This window comes from Azospira sp. I13, assembly GCF_003112695.1.
Taxonomy (GTDB): domain Bacteria; phylum Pseudomonadota; class Gammaproteobacteria; order Burkholderiales; family Rhodocyclaceae; genus Azospira.
Window position 1 is genome coordinate 409072 of record NZ_BFBP01000002.1, and the last position, 20713, is coordinate 429784.

Here is a 20713-nt window from a genome sequence, read left to right on the forward strand (position 1 = left end):
ATTACGCTTGGCTTTTACTAGGCAGACTCCGTGCCAGAAAATAAAACAACACAAAATCAATTAATTGCGAAATTATATAACTTTAAAAGCCTCTGCAACTGACACTTTTTGTCAGTTGACCGTCATACCGCGTCACTTCGCTCCATCGTCAAACCCTATTCCATCCTCTCAATATCAATCTGCGCCGGTGCCAGACACTTTCGGGCGTACTTGAGATAGACCTGCTGGGTCATAAAAACCTCGAACAGGTCGGGATCGATATGGCCGTTGTCCCGGAATTTGCCGAGAATTTCCAGGGCCTGGGATAGCTTCATTCCTTCCTTATAGGGACGATCCCGGGCAGTCAGGGCTTCGAAGATATCGGCGATGCCCATGATGCGGGCCTGGATGCTCATCTGCTCGCGGGTCAGGCCCTTGGGGTAGCCCTTGCCGTCCATGCGTTCATGGTGGCCACCGGCGTATTCCGGAACATTCTTGAGATGTTTCGGCCAGGGCAGGGCTTCAAGCATGCGGATGGTGGCGACGATGTGGTGATTGATGACCTCCCGCTCGGTGGCGGTCAGGGTGCCGGCGCGGATGGTGAGATTTTCCACTTCGTCTGCGCTGAGAAAATCCACCTCCTGCCCGGTTTCGTCACGCCAGCGGTAAGTCTGGGCAATTTGCCGTACCCGCTCCTGATCTTCCGGCTGCATGGCTTCGCCGCCGGTGTTGCAGCGCCGGATGAAATCCCGGTCGGCTTCAATCCTGGCCAACGCCTCGGCCAGGTCAGCCTGGGCGGCTCGACGCTCATTTCCCGCAGCTACCGACTGCCAACAGCGTACTTCGGCATCCCGCTTGAGCACTTCAAAGCGGGTATCCACCAGATGGATACGATCAAACAGGGTCTGTAGCTTGGTGGCCTTGTCCACCACGTGGACCGGAGTGGTCACCTTGCCGCAATCGTGCAGCAGACCGGCAATCTTGAGCTCGTAGCGGTCCTTGTCGGTCATGCTAAAGCTGGCCAGCGGCCCATCCTCCGTGGCATTCACCGCCTCGGCCAGCATCATGGTGAGCTCAGGTACCCGCTGGCAGTGGCCACCGGTATAAGGTGACTTCTCGTCAATGGCCATGTTGATGAGCTGAATGAAGGACTCGAAGAGTCCTTCCAGCTGGGAAATCAACTGGCGGTTAGTCAAAGCAATGGCCGCCTGGGAAGCCAGAGACTCCGCCAGACGCTGGTCGGCGTAAGAAAAAGCACGGACGGTGCCGGTCTCCGGCGCCAAGGCATTGATCAGCTGCAGGACACCGATGATTTCATTCTCATGGTTCTTCATGGGAACCGTGAGGAAGGACTGGGAACGGTAGCCGGTACGAGCATCGAATGCCCGGGTACCGGAAAAGTCGAACCCTTCTGCGGTATAGGCATCTGCAATGTTCACCGTCTCCAGGGTGAGGGCGCTATAGGCCGCCACCATGGAGTTATTGGGCTCGCCCCGGTCGTTGTAGAGAGGCAGGTCAGGAAATTTGGAGGACAGCGGTTCACCGCTGCTGCCGCCGAAGGCGATCTTCAGGGAATCCGTGCGCAAAATCTCGAAGCGCAGGTGGCGGCCGTCTTCCGTCACCCGGTAGAGGGTCCCCCCATCGGCATGGGTAATCTGCTTGGCGGCGAGCAGGATGCGCTCGAGAAGCCGATCCAGATTCCGTTCGTAGGAGAGTGCCGCGCCGATCTCGTTGAGCTGCTCCAGTCGGCGGAAGAGGTCCTCCAGGGTATCCATGGCCCTTCTCCTATTTGATACAGACGGCGTGCACCTGCTTCATGTCGGTAATGCCCTGCAGGACCTTTTCCACACCGTCCATCTTCAGGGTCCGCATACCGTCATTGAGGGCGCAGGCCACCAGTTCGGCAACCCGCGCATGTTCCTGGATCAGCTTCTTGGCACCGTCGGTGCCTGCCATCAGTTCATGCAGACCCACCCGTCCTTTATAGCCGGTATCGTTGCAGGTCGCACAGCCCTTGGGCCGGTAGAGGGTGAATTTCCCGTCCTTGGAATAGCGGCTCACCCAATCCTTGTAGATGGCCTCAAAGGAACCCTGAGGGTCCTGCTTCCAGCGTTCCGTATTGGTCAGCTCGGTGCTGTACTCCGTCAGCAGGCGCTTGATTTCGTCAGGGGTCGGCTGATACGCCTCCTTGCAGTCCTTGCACAGCCGCTTGGCCAGGCGCTGGGCCAGGATGCCGAGCAGGGCATCGGCAAAGTTGAAAGGATCCATGCCCATATCCAGCAGGCGGATGATGGATTCCGGGGCGCTGTTGGTGTGCAGGGTGGCAAATACCAGGTGGCCGGTGAGAGAGGCCTCGATACCGATGCCCGTGGTTTCGGCATCGCGCATTTCCCCCACCATGATCACATCCGGGTCAGCCCGCAGGAACGAGCGCATCACCGTGGCGAAATCCAGCCCGGCCTTCTTGTTCACCTGAACTTGGCGCAGCCCTCTCTGGGTGATTTCCACCGGATCTTCCGCCGTCCAGATCTTGGTGTCCGGGGTATTGATGTAGTTGAGGATGGAATGCAGGGTGGTGGTCTTGCCGGAACCGGTGGGGCCGCAGACAAAGAACAGGCCATAGGGCTTGCTGATGATGCTCTTCAGCGTCGTCAGGTTATGGGGCGTCAGGCCCAGGTTGTCCAGGGGGATGGGCTCGCCGGCTGCCAGTATACGCATCACCACGTCTTCCATGCCCCCGGCGGTGGGGATGGTGGCTACCCGGAGTTCGATATCCAGGGGGCCGAATTTCTTGAACTTGATCTTGCCGTCCTGGGGTTTGCGCTTTTCCGAGATATCCAGATCGCACATGATTTTCAGGCGGGCGACCAGGGCATTGCGGTAGGAGGCCGGAATCTCGATATAGGGGACCAAGGAGCCGTCCTTGCGGAAGCGGATCAGGGTCTTTTCCTTGCCGGGACGGGGCTCGATGTGGATATCGGAGGCCCCCTGCTGGAAAGCCTCGATGATGATCTTGTTCACCAGCTTGACCAGCTCGTTCTCGGCGGCAGCGGAAACATCGTCCGACATGATGTCGCCGGCATCATCCTCCCCTTCGCCGAGGTCGGACAGGAGGTCGCCAACAGAGGCCACATCGGCCAGAGCGCCGTAGAACTGATCCAGCAGCTGGGAGAATTCCCGGTTGGTGGTCACCCGGTAGACCACCTTGCTCTTCGGGAAGATGTTGTTCACCACCCGGGAATTGCGCACCCGCTCCGGGTCGGTGGCGACGATGACCAGCCCTTCCTTGGTGTCCTCAGCCGGTACCCATTGCTGGGATTCCAGATAGTCCCGCTTCAGGTTGCGCAGCAGGTCGATGGGCTTGACCCGCTCAGCCTTGAAGGGCTCGTAGGGATCGCCGAAGAACTTGGCCAGGGCTTGGCCGATGGCAGCCGGCTTGACCTGGAATTCCTTCACCAGGACTTCTTCCAGATCCAGGCTCTTGCGCCGGGCCGAACGCTGGGCCAGGTCGAACTCGGCACCGGAAATCACGGCATCGGTCACCAGGCAGTCGTATTTGGAGCGCACCGCGCCCTGCACCGGCTTCTGCCGTTGGGTAAAGGCAATGGCCAGGGTCTGGGCCAGGCCGTGGGCGCCCTCCTCGGCCACGGAGGAGAACGGCGCATCCGCCTTGTTGTTGATGATCTGCACGACGCCGAGCAGTTCGCTCTGGGCGTCGATGATCGGCACCACCAGCATTTGCTTGGTGCGATAGCCGGTGCGCTTGTCCACTTCCTGGAGGAAGTTCATCTTCGGCGAATAGGCCTTCAGCTCCACATCGTCGTAGACGTCGCAGATGTTGGCCATCTTTCGCGTCATCGCCACGTAGCCGGCCACGCTCTGCTCGGCGATGGGCAGCTTCAGGTCGCGAAAGGAATTGAGGCCAGTCTTCACCTTGGAGACGATGCTGGTCTTGTCTTCGCTGACGGCATAGATGGTCAGGCGGTCGGCGTTGAACAGGTTGCAGATGTCCTGGGACAGCTCCAGCATGATCTCGTCAATGTTGCTGGTGGCGTGAATCTTGTTGGTGACCGCCTGCAGATTTTTGAAAAAGAGCAGGCGGCTATCCACATCCCCTTGGGAAGCACTATCGCTATGGGCGCCAACAGTTGCGGCAGTCATCATTCTTGATCCTTAGTTTGCGGCAGTTGGGAGCCCCAGAGCCCCCCTTCCAGCCACCAGGCCTGATAGCCGTGCTGGGTCAGCAGAAATGCGGCAGCCGAGCTACGCCGGCCGCTTTGGCAATAGACAATGTATTTGCGCTGGAGGTCCAGCACGCCGAAGGCGTTGCGAATCTCATTGACCGGAATGTTGAGGGCCCCGGCCAAACCGTCGTAGCGGAATTCGGCGGGGTAGCGAACATCCAGCCAGACCGCCTCGCCACCGTCGATACGCTGCCGGGCTTCCGCCAGGGGCAAGCCCTTGAGCAGGGGGGCCCGCAGCAGGGCGTCGAAATCCGCCTGCCCCAGCTTCAACAGTACCCCAGCGGTCTTCATGGTCACCGAGGCATTGCGGCGCGCATTGGCCACCAGCGCCTCCTCCCCGAAGGCATCTCCTGGGCGCAGTTCGGCCAGGGGCATGTCGCTGCCGGCCACCCGCCGAGTAACAATGGCGCAGCCGGATTCGATCAGGTAATAGGCATCACCGGCATCCCCCTCGCGGATGACCACCTCGCCGGCCGCTACCCGCTGGCGGGCAAAACGTTGCAACAGCACATCGATATGGGCCGGCGGCAATTGGGCCAGGGCGCTGGCGGTCAGTACTTGGACATTGAAGGCGCCGGACATCAGGCGCCAGTCGGTGGCCTCTGTATCCACCTTGGCGGTACCAGCCACCGGAAGGGCAGTCGCATTCGCCGCCAGCTGGTCCCAGGTGAGCAGGATATCGAGGAGCTGATCGTCGATATAAACCAGGTCCACATCGGTAATGGCCACCACCTCCACCGGCAGGGGCTCCCGCCGTGCCAGGGGCCAAGCCGCGGCTTCGGTGCCGCCCACCAGCACGGTACTGCTACCGTCGCCATAACGCAGTTGCAGTTCGCCCTGCAGCAGATAGATGGCCTGATCGGCACTGGAGTGCAGGCGCAGGGGGTCACCGCCCCGAGCCACCCGCTCACTGCGGCAGCAATTGGCCAACTCGGCCAGGCGCTCTGCAGACAGGTTCTCCAGGGGAGAAAGGCGGCTCAACAGTTCGGCATTCAGCTTGCCCATGACCGCCTCACAACTCGAAGACCTGGTTGTTCTGCAACATGCGGGGTTTGAAGTCGCCAACGCACTCCTCGATTTCCTGCATGGTCAGTTCGATCTGCCCGGGCTTCAGGTGGGTAATGAAGATATCCGCCGGGCGGGCCAGCTTGGCAAGCTCCTCGGCCAGCATGCTGGGACAAAGGTGCTTGGAGGCGATAGCCAGTTGCCGCTCCCGGTTGGAAAAAGCGGTCTCAATGATGAGGTAGCGCAGGTTGGCGATCTTGTTGACCTTGGGCCAGAACGCATCGTTGACGGTGGTGTCGCCGGTGAACACCAGGCTGGTCCGCCCCGAATCCAGGTGGTAGCCCACGGCCGGCACGGTGTGCTCGGCTGGCAGGGCGGTGATGCTGCGGCCGCCATCCAGGGCAATTTTCTGCCCCAGGCGCAGGGTCTTGAAGCGCAGGCTGGGAGCCTCCGGGCTGGGAATCTGACTGAAATCCGGCCACACCGACCAATTGAAGATATGGGTCTTGAGGATCGAAAGGGTGGCATCGGTGGCATGCACCGTCACCGGCCGGCCGCCCCGCATGTCCATCACCGTATCGATGAGGAGGGGCAGACAGGTAATGTGGTCGAGATGGGAATGGGTGATGAAGACATGATCGATCGCCCCCAGTTCCGCCAGGGAGAGATCCGCCACGCCGGTGCCCGCATCGATCAGCACGTCGTGGTCCACCAGAATGGAAGTCGTGCGCAGATGCCTGCCGCCGATACCGCCGCTACAACCGAGAACCCTGATTTTCATGATTTGTCGGCCGCTTATTTGGTTTCGAATGTGGTCACGCCGTCCCAGCCCTCACCGGGCGGGTGCTGGCGCAAATGGTTGATGCGCTCGGCGTAGAGTTTGTAGAGCTTGGCTTCCGGGGCCAGACGGGTGAGATTCATCAACTGCAGCTCCGCCTGATCCCAGTCCTGGGCCCGGTAGAGACGCAGCACCTGGTGCCAGAGTTTCAGGGCATCCAGGGTCTCCTTGGTTACGGCACCGCTGAAGCCCAAGGGTTCATAGATGGCCACCGGTTCGTCCTTGCCCTTGACCCGGACCCGGTCCAGTTCGCGGAAAACCGCATCCTTGACCGCCCCGCGGGTGGATTCGCCGACGATGATGCCGACACCGTACTGCTTGGTGATGCCTTCCAGCCGGGAACCCAGGTTAACCGCATCCCCCATGACTGTATAGGCCTGGCGCAAGGGAGAGCCCATGTCGCCCACCGTCATGATGCCGGTGTTGATGCCGATGCCGATCTGCAGGGGCGGCCAGCCTTTGGCGGCGAAAGGCGCATCCAACCGACGCAATTCCACCTGCATTTCCAGGGCTGCCTGCAAGGCATGCCGGGCATGCTCGGGATCGGCCACCGGTGCGCCCCAGAAGGCCATGATGGCATCGCCGATGTACTTGTCCAGGGTGCCGCGATGCCGGCGGATCACCGCCGTCATCGCCCCCAGATACTCGTTGATGAGGTGGGCTAGGTCCTTCGGGTCCAGGCCTTCGGAAATGGTGGTGAAGCCGCGGATGTCGGAAAAGAGGACGGTCAGTTCCTCGTTCCGCCCCTCCATGCTGTAGCGCTCCGGGTCCCGCGCCATCTCGTCCACCAGCTCCGGCGGCACATACTGGCCGAACAGCTCGGTCAGCTGGCGCTTGCTCTGGGATTCGACGAAATAGCCCCAGGACATGTTCAGGGCGTACAAGGCCAGCGCCAGCAGCAGCACGCCCGCCAAAGGCATGGCCAGCCCGGCTTGCCACAGGCCCAGGTTGAGGCCGACCAGGGAGGCCAGCACTCCGGCCGTCAGCAGGGTAGCGCGCAAGGGAGAGAGTACCGGCAGCAGCAGGGTCAACAATAGGCCGGCCAGCAGGATCTGCAGCACATCGGCCCCCAGCACGTAAGGGGGCTTCTGCTTGAGCTGACCATCCAGCATACCGGCAATCAGGTTGGCATGGATTTCCACCCCGGGATAGGCGGCGCCCACGGGCGTTGCCCGCAAGTCGAGCAGGCCGGGGGCCGTGGTGCCAACAAGAACGATCTTGCCCCGCAGGGCCTCCACGGGCAACCGCCCATTCAGAACAGCCGCCGCCGAGAGATAGGGAAAACTCCCCTGACCACCGCGATAGGGAATCAGGCTGGCAACATTTTCATCCACCGGAATGCGCAGGATGCCGCGAGAGGTTGCCAGGTCCAGCCACTCCAGGCCGGTATAGCTGCGACTGGACAGCAGACTGTCCTCCGGATAGCCAGGGGTGATGCTGGGGGCCGCCAGGAGCTGTCGCACCATGGCCAGGGAGAGGGATTCGTAATATTGCCCACCGTGCTCCACCAGCATGGGAACACGCCGTGAAATACCGTCGAAATCCACCAGGGGGTTGAAATGACCGCCCCCCGCTGCTGCTTCCTGGAAGGCCTTGAGGTTGCCGCCATAACCGCTCCAGGAGGTGAAGGCGATGTCCTTGCCTTTGAAGGTGCCCGCCGGCAGCACTGGCGGCGGCAAGGCGCCAATGGTTTCGGCGCCGGCTACATTGGAGACGTAGAAACCGAGAACGGTAGGCCGCCCCTTCAGCGTGTCGGCAAAGCGCTGGTCGTAATCCAGGGAGCCGCGCAGGGACTGCAGGGAATTCTGAAAACCGCTGTCACCGCGCAATTCCCGGGTGGCGATACGCTCCAGCACCTTGAGGCCGGAACTCTCGTCCGGCTCGGCGAAAACGATGTCGAAACCGATCAACTTGACGCCGTAATGGTCGGTCAGCTGCTCCACCAGGCGGGCCACCTTGTCCCGCCCCCAGGGCCAGCGACCGACTTCGGAGAGGCTCTTTTCGTCGATATCGACGATGACGATCCGCTCGTCCTGACCACCGGGCTGGGTCAGACGCAGCCGGGTATCGAAAACGATGGCATCCAGGTGGGAGAGCAGTCCCACCTGATAAAAGCGGGCCCCATGGCCCAGGATGAACAGCACCAGCCCCAGACCGAGGGCAATCCTGACAAGATGTTTTTTCAAATCGCCCCCGGAATAAAGCCAGTCACTGAGGCCCCGGAGGGTCAGTTCTTGAGGAAGAACTCCATCTTCACCCCGGCGATTTCAATCACGTCATGGTCCCCCAGGGGATGGGCCTGGGCATCCAGGGTCTTGCCATTGACGACAGGGAACTGCCCCCCTTCCACATGGGTGATGAAATAGCCATGGGGACGACGGGTGATCACCGCGACCTGCACACCGGGCTTGCCCAGGGTGGTGAGGGTTTTCACCAACTCCAGCTCCTTGCCGGCGTTGGCGCCGCTAAGAATCTGAATGGCCCCAAGAATCGGTGCGGCAGCAGCCGGTGCAGGCGACACAGGCGTTGCCACCATGTTGGCGTGGGTATCACCAAACGACTGAGCCGCAGCCGGCACATCGGGAGCGGCAGCCAGCTCCGGCGGGCGCATGGCACCGGGGCGCAGCACCATGGTCTTCTCGAAATCGGCGGCACCATCCTTGGCGGCAGGCAGCTCGCCGATGTACTTGAGCTTGTACTTGCCCAGCTCGATGACATCGCCGTTCTGCAGGAAGTGCTTCTTGATGGGCTGGCCATTAACCAGGGTGCCGTTGGTGCTGTTCAAGTCTTCCAGGAAGGAGTCATTGAGGATGGTTACCAGGGCTGCGTGTTCCCCGCTGATGGCCAGGTTGTCGATCTGGATGTCGTTGTGGGGCTTGCGGCCGATGGTCATCCGCTCCTTGGTGAGCGGGATTTCCTTGAGGACCAGTCCGTCCATGGAGAGGATCAGCTTTGCCATGATGCAATTCCTTCGCGAGATTTCTATTTCAGCCAGGCCAGGAAGCGGGACCACCAGCCCTTCGGGGCCGGGAACTCGCGCTTTACCTTGACCAGGATGACGGACACGTTGTCGCGGCCGCCGTTGTCGTTGGCCATCTGGATGAGCTGGTTTGCCGCCAGCTCCAGATTGGCGGAGAGCATTTGCAGGGTCATGCCGATTTCCTCGTCCTCGACCATGTCGTTGAGGCCGTCTGAACAGAAAAGGAAGAGGTCGCCGGCCTGCACCGGGTAGGAACGGATCTCCGGCGTCACCTCGGGGTCCACCCCCAGGGCCCGGGTCACCAGGTTCTTGTTCATCGACTGCCGGGCCTGCTCCGGCGTCAACATGCCGCTATCAATCTGTTCCTGCAGCAGGGAGTGATCACGGGTAACCTGAACGAATTCCCCCTCCCGCAGGCGGTAGAGTCGGGAATCGCCGATATGGGCAACAGTCAGCAGATCGTCGGCGAACAGCCCCAGCACCAGGGTCGTGCCCATGCCGGAATACTGGGGCTGGCTTTGGGCGGCATGGAAGATGGAGGAATTGGCGGTGGCGATACGCTCCCGCAACAGCACGTTGGCGTAGGGCTCGCCATCCGGCTCCAGCTCCCAGGCGCCTTTCAGCGCCAGCCCTTCCTCGATATCGGCAGACAACAGGGTGGTCGCCATGCCGCTGGCGACTTCTCCGGCGTTGTAGCCGCCCATGCCGTCGGCCAGGATGGCCAGGCCCAGGTGGGGGTTGGCGAAAACTGCATCCTCGTTGTGTCCCCGCACCATGCCCGGGTCGGTCTTGACGACGATTTCCAGAACGTCGCTCAGGCTCTTATGCACTCGGTATCTCCCCCTCAGAGCGTCACATCCACGTCGCCACCACCGGCCCTAAGGGCGGCGCGCAGGTCGTGGGCCATTTCTGCCCCGGTCTGGTAACGCTGATCGGCGTCCTTCACCAGGGCTTTATTGATGACTTCAGCCACTCCCACCGGGACTTCTGGATTCACTTCGCGGACGTCGGGCTGGGCTTCGTTGGCAATCTTGAACATGAGCTGGGCCATGGAGTCGCCCTGGAACGGCAGCTTGCCGGAGCACAGCTGGTACAGGGTAACGCCCAGGGAGAAAAGGTCGGAACGGCCGTCAATCTTCTTGCCCGCCAGTTGTTCCGGCGACATGTAGGAAGGCGTGCCAAGCACCATGCCAGTCTTGGTACGGGAAGAATCGGTAATGCGGGCAATGCCAAAGTCGGTGACCTTGACCTGGTCGGACTCGGGTTCGTACATGACGTTGGCCGGCTTGATATCCCGGTGCACCACGTGATTCTTGTGTGCGTAGTCCAGTGCCTCCGCCACACGGGCCACGATGCTCACGGCCTGGGGCAGGGGCAGCAGATGATCCGGCTTGGTGTAGGGCACCAGATCCTTGCCCTTGAGGAATTCCATGGCGATGTAGGCGAGGTCGTGCTCTTCGCCGGCGTCGTACATGGTGACGATATTCGGGTGGTTGAGGCGGCCGGCCGTTTCCGCTTCCCGGAAGAAGCGCTCCTTCACATCGGCCAGTTCATCCGGCTCGAATTCCTGGGAGAGGGCCATGGTCTTGATGGCGACCACCCGGTTGATCTTCGGGTCGCGCCCTTGATAGACCACCCCCATGGCGCCCTTGCCCAGCTCCTTTTCCACCTGGTAACGGCCGAGCATCGGTTTTTCCACCTGGCCGCCTTCAAGGATCAGGGTGCTGGCATTGCCGCGCCCATTGCTACCCCCCAGCATCACCGTCTCCGACATGGCCTTGGCCCGGGAGAGGCGCTGTTCCAGATCCCGGAACTTGGGGTTGTAGTCCGCCATGTAGCGGAAGACTGCTTCCGCCTTGTTGAACTGGCGCTTGCGCTCGAAATCCAGGGCCAGGTTGTAGAGGTTTTCCATCAACTGGTCATCAAGGGGGCATTTGCGCAGCTTGTCGAAGGCCATGTCCAGCTGGCCTTGCCCCTGGAAGGCCAGGCCCAGCATGCGGTTAGACTCGGCCGACTCCAGATCGGATTTCTGCTTGCCCCGCTCGGTCACCAGGAAGCGCTTGGTGGTCAGCAACAGGTGCCCCACCAGGAGCAGCACCGCCGCCCCCATCAACTGCAGCCACAACCCGGCCCCTACCATCAGGCCGAAGTGGGCGCCGACCAGCACGGCCAGCAGCACGGCCGTGGCCAGGGCTGCCACACCGGCAGACAGGCGGGGAAGGAGCAGCATCAGGTAAAGGGCCACCAACAGGAACCCCCCCTTCTCGGCCCAGAAGCCCCAGGCCGGCGCAATGAAGAAATGCTCCTGCAGGATGCTGGAGACGGAATGGGCCAGGGTCAGCACCGGCGGCATAGCCGGTGACACCGGCGTCACCTGGCTGGTCCCGACACCGGCCGCCGTGGCACCGATGAGGACGATCTTGTCCTGGTACTTGCTGGCGGGAATCTTGCCGGACAGCACGTCGTAGAAGGAATCCACCGGGAAGGCCGGCTTGCCCTCGCCGTCCTTATAGAAGAAGGTCAGCATCTGGGTGGCCGGGTCGGTGGGAATGCGCAGCTTGCCCAGTTGCACCGATTCTCCCAACACCACCTGGATGTCCGCCGGCGTCAGATTAAGGCTGCGGGCCGCCAGCATGAGCGAAAGGGAGGGATAGAACTGGTCGTAGTAGCCAAGCACCAGTGGTTCGCTACGGATGCCGCCGTCCACATCCACGTTGGCATTGAGATGGCCGATGGCAGCGGCCTTCTCGCCGATACCGGCGACCGGCAGTTGCACCGCCGCCGTCGGCAAGGCAAAACCGCCTCGGGAAGCAACGCGGGTGAGCTGGTTGCGGGTGGCGAACTCGGGCAGGGGCTGGTCCGGCCGGCCGCGGGGGTCGCCCAGCTGGAACAGCATGGGGAGCAGCACGTTATGGGCGGCACCGTAGCTCTCGGCCAGTTTGCGGTCGGTGTTCAGGGCCACCTCCGCCTCTTCCACCAGCCCGGCAGCCTCCTGGGACAAGCCGCCGTGACGGGACATTTCCAGCAGCTTGCTGATGTAGGCATAGCCCGGGTCGATCTGGGGCTCGGAGAAGAAGACGGTATTACCGATCACCTTGGCCTTGGCGCCGGCCAGCAGGTCGGTGATCTTGCCATGTACATCCCGCGGCCAAGGCCAGCGGCCGATGTTGGCGATGCTCTGATCGTCGATGGCGATGACCGCCACCCGGTCGGAAGGATGACGACTGGAGGCCGTCACACCCATGTCGTAGGCCTTGCGCTCCAGGCTTTGCAGCAGGTCCCCGTTGCCTGCCAGCAGCAGCACCAGCGTCAGTACCAGGCCGAGGAACCAGTCGGTTTTCCAGAATCCGGCGTTGCGCATGGCGCAGGCCTCCAATGCCAAATTGATTAGTTTTTGTCTTTATGGCGCGCCGGAAATCCCCCCCGGGGCCGGCTATCCACGAACCTGCCATCCCGCGAGAGGGGCTACAAGTCTGTGCAAGTCCATTAATCAGCAGCGTATTTCGTATTCTTACAGTGCTGCATTAACTCAGTCAAATGGGATTCTGCGGCACCCGGAGACCTATGGACGCGGCATTTTTCACGCTCACGGCTGGCCACGGGTGCCAAAGGCACTTTTCAGGCGCCGAACGGCAACTCCTGACCCAACCCGCGCGCCTGAGCCAGGGCCACCACCCGGGCCGCCAGGGCCAGATCCTGGACCGCCAGGCCCTGGGATTCAAAAAGGGTAATCTGCTCCGGCCCGGTGCGTCCGGGGCGACGCCCAAGCATCACATCCCCCAGCTCCACCAGCTGGCGGGCGGAAAGGCGGCCCTTTTCCAGCAGCGGCAGCAGATCCCCCGCCTCTTTCAGCGCTGTTTCCACGGTATCCACCACCACCAGGTCGCAGCGACGCACCGTGGCCTCGGAGAGTTCCTGACGGATGATGGCGTTGGAGCCGGCGGCATTGATGTGCACACCCGGGGTCAGCCAGTCTGCCTCGAATACGGGCTGGGCTGCTGTGGTCACAGTACCGATAACATCGGCACCCCGTACGGTAGTTTCAGGAGTCTCTGCGGCGACTATCTCTACGCCAGGCAGACGTGCGCCCATCTCGGCGCAGAAAGTCTCGAGCTTGTCCCGCTTGCGGCCATAGACCTGGACGCGACGCAGCGGCAGGGCCGTGCAGATGGCCTCCACGTGTCCCCGGGCCTGCCAGCCGGTGCCGAAGACGCCGGCCACTTCGGATTCCGGCCGGGCCAGCCACTTGGCGGCGACGCCGGAAGCCGCACCGGTACGCATCATGCCGAGAAAGTCGGCCGACACCACGGCCTGCAGAACACCGCTGGCGGCGTCGAAAAGAAAAACATTGAAACGGTTGCCGCTGCGGTTGCTGGTATAGGCCTTGTAGCCCAGGATGCCCAACCCCGGCAGCCCGCCCTGTAGCAGGTGCAGGGCCGTCTGGGGCAGGCGGGTACGGGCCCGGGGCGTGTCTTGGGCCGCCTGAGCGCCTTCCCGGGACAATTCCTGATGGGCGGCTGTCACCGCCTCCAGGGCCAGGGGCATCGTCAATACGGCTTTGACGTCGTCTTCGCTGAGATAGAGGGCCATGCGTTACTCCACGGTAATGTCGGCGGGTGCCGGGTGGCGGGCTTCCAGTACCTTGCCAATGGCCACCACCAGCACAGCGCCGGTCAGGCCAACCGCCTTGGGCAGCCAGGCCGGAGCATCGGCGACGAAGGCCGCCAGACCGGGGTCGGAAACGATCATTTCCCCGGCGACAAAACCAAGCAGGGCCGCGCCGAGGGTCACTACGACAGGCCAGCGCTCCATCAGTTTGAGGATCAGCTGGCTGGACCAGACGATGAGGGGAATGCTTACGGCCAGGCCGAAGAGCAACAGGAACATGCTGCCCTGGGCCGCACCGGCGACACCGATGACGTTGTCCAGACTCATGACGAAGTCGGCGACGATGATGGTCTTTACCGCCCCCCAGAGGTGGTCGGCTGCGTTGATGTCGTGGCCGTCATCCTCCTCGGGCAACAGCAGCTTGACACCAATCCACAGCAGCAGCAGGCCGCCCACCAGCTTCAGCCAGGGGAGATTCATCACCAGGGCGGCAAAAGCGGTCAGGGCAACGCGCAGGCTGACAGCGCCGGCGACGCCCCAGAAAATGCCCTTCTTGCGTTGGGCAGGAGGCAGGTTGCGACAGGCCAGGGCGATCACCACGGCGTTGTCGCCGGAAAGCACCACGTCGATGGCGATGATCTGGAAAACGGCCAGCCAGAATGCGGGGGAGGTAAGTTCGAGAGCCATGGGGGCGGATTGTACAGCCCTGCCAGGCGCTTCCCAAGGAAGCCGCCGGCAGCGCCGGGAAAGAGGGAAGAAAAAAGAAAAAGGCGGGCCGCAGCCCGCCTTTTTGTAGGTACCCGGCTGAATTACTTCAGCAGGCCCTTGAGCAGCCGACCCATTTCGGACGGGTTGCGAGTCACGGTAAAGCCACACTCTTCCATGATGGCGAGCTTGGCATCAGCGGTATCGGCACCGCCGGAAATCAGGGCGCCAGCATGGCCCATGCGCTTTCCGGGAGGAGCGGTAACACCGGCGATGAAGCCGACGATGGGCTTCTTCATGTTGGCCTTGCACCACTGGGCAGCTTCGGCTTCATCGGGACCGCCGATTTCGCCGATCATGATGACGGCGTCGGTGTCGGGATCGTCATTGAACATGCGCATGACGTCGATGTGCTTCAGACCGTTGATGGGGTCACCACCGATACCGACGGCGGAAGACTGGCCCAGACCGATTTCGGTCAGCTGGGCAACAGCTTCGTAGGTCAGGGTACCGGAGCGGGAAACCACGCCGATACGACCCTTGCGATGGATGTGACCGGGCATGATGCCGATCTTGATTTCATCGGGGGTGATCAGGCCAGGGCAGTTGGGGCCCAGCAGCAGGGTCTTCTTGCCGCCCTTGGCTTCCTTTTCCTTCATCTTGTTGCGCACTTCCAGCATGTCCCGCACGGGAATGCCTTCGGTGATGCAGATGGCCAGGTCCAGGTCGGCTTCAACGGCTTCCCAGATCGCGGCAGCGGCGCCGGCGGGCGGCACATAGATCACGGACACGGTGGCACCGGTATCCTGGGCAGCTTCCTTGACGGTGGCGTAGATGGGGATGTCGAAAATCTTTTCGCCAGCCTTCTTGGGGTTCACGCCAGCCACGAAGCAGTTCTTGCCGTTGGCGTATTCCTGGCACTTTTCAGTGTGGAACTGGCCGGTCTTGCCGGTGATGCCCTGGGTGATGACCTTGGTGTCTTTGTTGATCAGGATGGACATTCAATAACTCCTTACTTGACCGCGTCGACGATCTTCTGGGCCGCTTCGGCCATGGTATCGGCGGAAATGATCGGCAGACCGGAATCCTTCAGGATCTGCTTGCCCAGGTCTTCGTTGGTGCCCTTCATGCGGACCACCAGCGGCACGGACAGGTTCACTTCCTTGGCCGCGGTCACCACGCCGGTAGCGATGGTGTCGCACTTCATGATGCCGCCGAAGATGTTGACCAGAATGCCCTTTACCTTGGGGTTCTTGAGCATGATCTTGAAAGCTTCGGTGACCTTCTCGGTGGTGGCACCGCCGCCCACGTCCAGGAAGTTGGCCGGCTCGGCGCCGAACAGCTTGATGGTGTCCATGGTGGCCATGGCCAGGCCGGCACCGTTCACCAGACAGCCGATGTTGCCGTCCAGGGAGATGTAGGCCAGGTCGAACTTGGAGGCTTCGATTTCGTCGGCGTCTTCTTCATCCAGATCGCGGTATTCGACGATTTCGGGGTGACGGAAGAGGGCGTTGGAGTCGAAGTTGAACTTGGCGTCCAGGGCCTTGATGTTGCCGTTGCCTTCCAGGATCAGCGGGTTGATTTCCGCCAGGGAAGCATCGGTTTCCATGTAGCACTGATACAGCTTCTTGATCTCGGCCTGGGCCTTGGCCACGGAGTCGGCAGGAACGCCGATGCCTTGGGCCAGAGTCAGGGTCTGCTGGTCGGTGATGCCAACCAGGGGATCCACGAATTCCTTGAGGATCTTCTCGGGAGTGGCGTGGGCCACTTCTTCGATGTCCATACCACCTTCGGAGGAAGCCATGACAGCCACCTTCTGGGTCGCGCGGTCGGTCAGCACGGCCAGGTAGTATTCCTTCTTGATGTCGGCGCCTTCTTCAATCAGCAGGCGATTGACCTTCTGGCCTTCGGGGCCGGTCTGGTGGGTCTTGAGCTGCATGCCCAGGATCTGGGAGGCGTATTGGCGCACTTCATCCAGGGACTTGGCGACCTTCACGCCGCCGCCCTTGCCGCGGCCACCAGCGTGAATCTGGGCCTTGACGACCCACACCTTGCCGCCCAGTTCCTCGGCGACCTTGACAGCTTCGTCGACGGAGAAGGCAGGCTTGCCGCGCGGCGTCGTCACGCCGAACTTTCTCAGGATCTCCTTACCCTGATATTCATGAATTTTCATGCGCTTTCCTTGCTTGGTTGAAGTTGCGAGCAAAAGGCAGGAGTGTCTCCCCTACCCCATTTTCTGGCCGCGGTACCAGCGCGGGTAATAGCGCTGGACCACTTCCGAAGTGGATTCGAGGGCATGGCAGCGGTCAAGCTGATAAGGCTTGGGGCCATGGTCCTCGTTATCTTTCATTTCACTGGCAAAGGTCTGGATCGCCGCCGTCGGCAGCACCATGACCAGCTCGGTCAGATGGGAGCAACCTTTGACACCGTCAAAACGCTCCTTGACCGCCCTGCGGAAGCCGTGAAACAGGTTCAAGCCTTTCAGCCGCTGATAGTCCGTATTGATCTGGTCACAATGGCCCACGTAGGGCATACCGTCGGTCTTGGCCTCGGCATCATGAATGTTGAAATCCCGGTCGATGGTGACCCGGATCCACATGTCGTGCACCGGCTCGCCGGCCGGGCGCAGCCCGGAAGAGAGCGGATAGTCCTGGTCCTTGACGTCGGTGAGACGCGCCTCCACGTCCCACAAACCATCCTCCCGCTTGAAGCCGCTAAGCTGGATGCTGCGGACATGCAAGCGTTGCCGGGCAACGGGGGCGGGGGAAAGTGGCATGGGGAGGCCGGATTCTTTTAAGAAACGGATTACAGCAGCGGAGCGCTATCTTATTGTTAGTCCGCCAATATTAACACAAGAAAAAAGGGCTCTTCGATGTTTTGCATTCATAATTATGAGTGCAAATCCAGGCCCGCCGCCGGCCCGCATTTGATCCAGATTAAGCCTCCCCGCTACGCCCTCCCCCACAATCCCCCGAGCATTATTACAACGACAAACACCAAGGGAGAGAATCATGAACCGGGAGCCTGCCGCCGCCCTGGAGGGTGAACGCATTGCCCGCGCCAGCCGGGATGAAATTGCCGCCCTGCAGCTCAAGCGCCTGCAACAGACCCTGCGCCACGCCTATGAACGGGTACCCCATACCCGGGCCAAATTCGAGGCCCACGGCGTTCATCCGGACGACCTGAAGACCCTGGCGGACCTGGCCAAATTCCCCTTCACCGGCAAGCAGGACCTGCGGGACAACTATCCCTACGGCCTTTTCGCCGTGCCCATGCGGGACATCGTGCGGGTCCACGCCTCCAGCGGCACCACCGGCAAGCCCACGGTGGTGGGCTACACCGCCGGCGACATCGACCGCTGGGCCGACATCATGGCCCGGGCCCTGCGCGCCGCCGGCGCCGGGCCGGAAGATATCGTCCATGTGGCCCACGGTTACGGCCTGTTCACCGGCGGCTTGGGCGTCCATTATGGCGTCGAGCGCCTGGGGGCCACGGCGGTGCCCGTCTCCGGCGGCCAGACCGAGCGTCAGGTGCAGTTGATCGCCGATTTCAAGCCCACGGTGATGGTGGTCACCCCCTCCTACGCCCTCAACCTCGCGGATGAATGCGAGCGCCAGGGCTTCAACCTGGCCGGCTCCAGCCTGCGCATCGGCCTCTTCGGCGCCGAGCCCTGGGGCGAAAGCATGCGGGCGGAGATCGAGCGGCGCTTCGGCATCACCGCCATGGACCTCTACGGCCTCTCTGAAGTCATGGGCCCCGGCGTGGCCAGCGAATGTATCGAATCCCGGGACGGCCCCACCATCTGGGAAGACCACTTCTACCCGGAAATCATCGACCCCGTCAGCGGCGAAGTGCTACCCGACGGCGCCCACGGCGAACTGGTATTCACCTCCCTGACCAAGGAAGGCATGCCGGTGGTGCGCTACCGCACCCGGGACCTCACCACCCTGCTGCCGCCCACGGCCCGCAGCTTCCGCCGCATCGGCAAGATCACTGGCCGTTCCGACGACATGCTGATCATCCGCGGCGTCAACGTCTTCCCCAGCCAGATCGAGGAATTCGTGCTGAAGCAGCCCCAGCTCTCGCCCCACTACCAGCTGGAAGTGTGGCGGGAAGGGCATCTGGACAAGCTGGATATCCACGTCGAACTGAAGCCCGAGCACGCCAACGCCGGCATCCACGTCTCGGAAATGGCCGCCCGGGAGCTGCAGCACCACATCAAGTCCTACATCGGTATTTCTACCCGGGTACGGGTGGAAGCGGTGGGCAGCATCGACCGGGGTGAAGGCGGCAAGGCCAAGCGGGTGGTGGATAAACGCCCCCGTTCCGGCACCTGACGCAAAAGACTGCCCTGGAAGGCAATAGGGACGCCATTCTTCCTCGCACCACCTCGGAGAGGCACGCAGGACGCCAATCTCCAGGCATGTCCGCGCCCCTATTGCTTCTCCAGCCGGGTGGCGGCCAGTACCCGCCACAGCAAACCGCCCAGCAACACCGCCGCCAGCACCAGGCTGGCGGTGGACGCAGCCCAATAGCCCGCCACGCCCATGGCCGGCGGGCCATAGGCCAGCCACCAGCCACCGCCGAGGCCGACGCCCCAGAAGCTGACGGTATGGATCAGCATCGGCAAAAAAGTCACCTTGCAGCCCCGCAGGGAAAAGCCCGCCAGGGTCTGAATGGCATCGAACAATTGGTACGCCGCCAGATAACCGATCAGCCCCAGGGCCACCGCCGCCACCCGGGCATCGCGGGTATAGGCCGCCACCAGCGGCTCCGCCGTCAGCCACAGGAGCCCGCCCAGCACCAGGGAAAGCACCGCAGCCAGCACCATGCCCGCCCCCGCCGCCCGGCGGGCGGCTGCCCAATCCCGGGCACCGGCGCCCCGCCCCACCCGGGCCAGGGTAGCGATGGCCACGGCCAGGGGCAGCATGTACAGCAGGGCCGCCAGGCTGGCGACGATGCGGTGGCCGGCCACCACCTCCGCCCCCTGGCGGGCAATGAACAGGGCAATGAGGGTGAAGGCGCTGATTTCCACCAGATTGGAAAAGCCCATGGGCAGCCCCAGATGCAGCTGCTCCCGCAGCAAAGCCCAGCGGGGCGGATGCAGGCGACTGAACAGGCCAAGGGGCCGCAGGGCCCGGGAATTCACGAGATACAGCACACCACCGAGAAAGCCCACCACGACGATGGCCACGGTGGACAGCCCGGTGCCCACCACCCCCAGGGGCTCGCCCCCGAGATGGCCGTAGATCAGCGCCCAGGACAAAGGCAGATGCAGGGAGGTGGTGACCAGGCTAATCAGCATCAGGGGCCGGGAGTGGCCCAGGGCATTCACGAAGGCGTAGAAGGTGCGATAGAGCAGCACCAGGGGCAGCCCCCAGGCCAGCAGGCCCAGATAGGCCCGGGTTTTCGCCTCCACCACCGGCGTCATGGTGGTCAGCGCCAGGATGGGGCCGGGAAACAGCAACAACAGACAGGCCGGCAAAGCCAGCGCCAGGGCCACCCAGAAGGCCTGCTGCAGGGCCGGGGCGATTGCCGCCGGCCGCCCGGCGCCCTGCAGATGGGCCACCACCGGGGCCACCGCCTGGAGAATGCCGGCACAGCCCATGATCACCGCAATATAGATACCGCCGCCGATGGCCACGGCGGCCAGATCCTCGGCGCCAAAATGGCCCAGCAGGGCCGTGTCGATCAGCATCAGGCCCATGGAGGCCAGCTGGGCGACGAGAATGGGCCAGGCCTGGCCGGCAATGAGGCGGATTTCCCTGCCCAGACCGGGCGATGAGAGAGGTGCGGAGGGTGTCGACATGGACCGCGCAGTATATCGGGTATGCTCCCCCACCATTGTCAGGACGCCCCTCACCTTTCCTTTCCGGAGTCCCCCAACCCATGCCTGCCTTGACTCCCCAAACGATGGCCGAGGCTGTCGGCCAGACCATTGCCGCCGGTGACCGGGCCGGCCAAGCCCTCGGCATCATCCTGGAACGGATCGCCCCGGGCTTCGCCCAGGTACGTATGACGGTGCGCCCGGACATGGTCAATGCCCACGGCACCTGCCACGGCGGGGTAATTTTCACCCTGGCCGACATGGCCTTCGCCTACGCCTGCAACAGCGCCAACCACAGCACCGTGGCCGCCGGCGCCGACATCGACTTTCTCGCCCCGGCCCACCCCGGCGACATGCTCACGGCCACCGCCCGGGAAAGCGCCCAGGCCGGGCGCCTCGGGGTCTATGACATGGAAGTGCGCAACCAGGAGGAACGGCTGATCGCCCTCTGCCGCGGTCGCTCCTGCCGCATTCAGGGCAGCGTTATACGCCCGGAGCTTGCCGAACGCATTGAGTGAGGGGGAAAA

16 protein-coding genes are annotated in these 20713 nt (G+C 62.6%); 2 read left to right on the plus strand and 14 right to left on the minus strand.

Going from position 1 to position 20713, the window contains the following annotated elements:
• Positions 1 to 155: 155 nt before the first annotated feature.
• From AZSI13_RS01965 to AZSI13_RS02025, 13 genes are all read right to left on the minus strand, one after another.
• Complete coding sequence (locus AZSI13_RS01965; RefSeq protein WP_109039502.1) at positions 156 to 1754, minus strand: HD family phosphohydrolase; 1599 nt, start codon at positions 1752 to 1754, stop codon at positions 156 to 158.
• 10 nt (positions 1755 to 1764) lie between these two features.
• The gene (locus tag AZSI13_RS01970) at positions 1765 to 4140 is read right to left on the minus strand and encodes a GspE/PulE family protein (RefSeq protein ID WP_109039503.1); all 2376 of its coding nucleotides are present in this window, start codon (positions 4138 to 4140) and stop codon (positions 1765 to 1767) included.
• Positions 4140 to 5228, minus strand: coding sequence for a cyclic nucleotide-binding domain-containing protein (locus tag AZSI13_RS01975; protein WP_109039504.1), 1089 nt, complete (start codon positions 5226 to 5228; stop codon positions 4140 to 4142). Before AZSI13_RS01975 ends, AZSI13_RS01970 begins: the two co-directional genes overlap by 1 nt.
• A gap of 7 nt (positions 5229 to 5235) precedes the next feature.
• Positions 5236 to 6009: an MBL fold metallo-hydrolase gene (locus AZSI13_RS01980; RefSeq protein ID WP_109039505.1), complete on the minus strand. Its 774-nt coding sequence runs from the start codon at positions 6007 to 6009 to the stop codon at positions 5236 to 5238.
• A gap of 14 nt (positions 6010 to 6023) precedes the next feature.
• Positions 6024 to 8252, minus strand: a complete 2229-nt coding sequence (locus AZSI13_RS01985; RefSeq protein WP_109039506.1) for a CHASE2 domain-containing protein — start codon at positions 8250 to 8252, stop codon at positions 6024 to 6026.
• Between the two features lie 41 nt (positions 8253 to 8293).
• On the minus strand, positions 8294 to 9025 hold the full coding sequence (locus AZSI13_RS01990) for an FHA domain-containing protein (RefSeq protein WP_109039507.1): 732 nt from the start codon (positions 9023 to 9025) through the stop codon (positions 8294 to 8296).
• 23 nt (positions 9026 to 9048) lie between these two features.
• Positions 9049 to 9876, minus strand: coding sequence for a Stp1/IreP family PP2C-type Ser/Thr phosphatase (locus AZSI13_RS01995; protein WP_201262275.1), 828 nt, complete (start codon positions 9874 to 9876; stop codon positions 9049 to 9051).
• A 14-nt stretch (positions 9877 to 9890) separates the two neighbouring features.
• Entirely contained in the window at positions 9891 to 12407 is a 2517-nt protein-coding gene (locus AZSI13_RS02000) for a CHASE2 domain-containing serine/threonine-protein kinase (protein ID WP_109039508.1), read from the minus strand.
• 257 nt (positions 12408 to 12664) lie between these two features.
• On the minus strand, positions 12665 to 13636 hold the full coding sequence (locus AZSI13_RS02005; protein WP_109039509.1) for an ornithine cyclodeaminase family protein: 972 nt from the start codon (positions 13634 to 13636) through the stop codon (positions 12665 to 12667).
• 3 nt (positions 13637 to 13639) lie between these two features.
• Positions 13640 to 14341: a TerC family protein gene (locus tag AZSI13_RS02010; protein WP_109039510.1), complete on the minus strand. Its 702-nt coding sequence runs from the start codon at positions 14339 to 14341 to the stop codon at positions 13640 to 13642.
• 122 nt (positions 14342 to 14463) lie between these two features.
• The gene (gene sucD / locus AZSI13_RS02015; protein WP_109039511.1) at positions 14464 to 15360 is read right to left on the minus strand and encodes a succinate--CoA ligase subunit alpha; all 897 of its coding nucleotides are present in this window, start codon (positions 15358 to 15360) and stop codon (positions 14464 to 14466) included.
• An 11-nt stretch (positions 15361 to 15371) separates the two neighbouring features.
• Positions 15372 to 16532: an ADP-forming succinate--CoA ligase subunit beta gene (gene sucC / locus AZSI13_RS02020; protein WP_109039512.1), complete on the minus strand. Its 1161-nt coding sequence runs from the start codon at positions 16530 to 16532 to the stop codon at positions 15372 to 15374.
• A gap of 51 nt (positions 16533 to 16583) precedes the next feature.
• On the minus strand, positions 16584 to 17135 hold the full coding sequence (locus AZSI13_RS02025; RefSeq protein ID WP_109039513.1) for a DUF2889 domain-containing protein: 552 nt from the start codon (positions 17133 to 17135) through the stop codon (positions 16584 to 16586).
• 235 nt (positions 17136 to 17370) lie between these two features.
• On the opposite strand from AZSI13_RS02025, the gene paaK reads away from it, so the two are divergent.
• Positions 17371 to 18696, plus strand: a complete 1326-nt coding sequence (paaK, locus tag AZSI13_RS02030; protein WP_201262276.1) for a phenylacetate--CoA ligase PaaK — start codon at positions 17371 to 17373, stop codon at positions 18694 to 18696.
• A gap of 98 nt (positions 18697 to 18794) precedes the next feature.
• Here the strand turns inward: paaK and AZSI13_RS02035 are convergent, their stop codons facing one another.
• A complete protein-coding gene (locus AZSI13_RS02035) occupies positions 18795 to 20168 on the minus strand; it encodes an MATE family efflux transporter (protein WP_109039515.1) in 1374 nt (457 codons plus the stop codon).
• A gap of 80 nt (positions 20169 to 20248) precedes the next feature.
• Between AZSI13_RS02035 and paaI the strand changes: the two genes are divergently transcribed.
• Positions 20249 to 20704, plus strand: coding sequence for a hydroxyphenylacetyl-CoA thioesterase PaaI (gene paaI / locus AZSI13_RS02040; protein WP_109039516.1), 456 nt, complete (start codon positions 20249 to 20251; stop codon positions 20702 to 20704).
• Positions 20705 to 20713 lie beyond the last annotated feature (9 nt).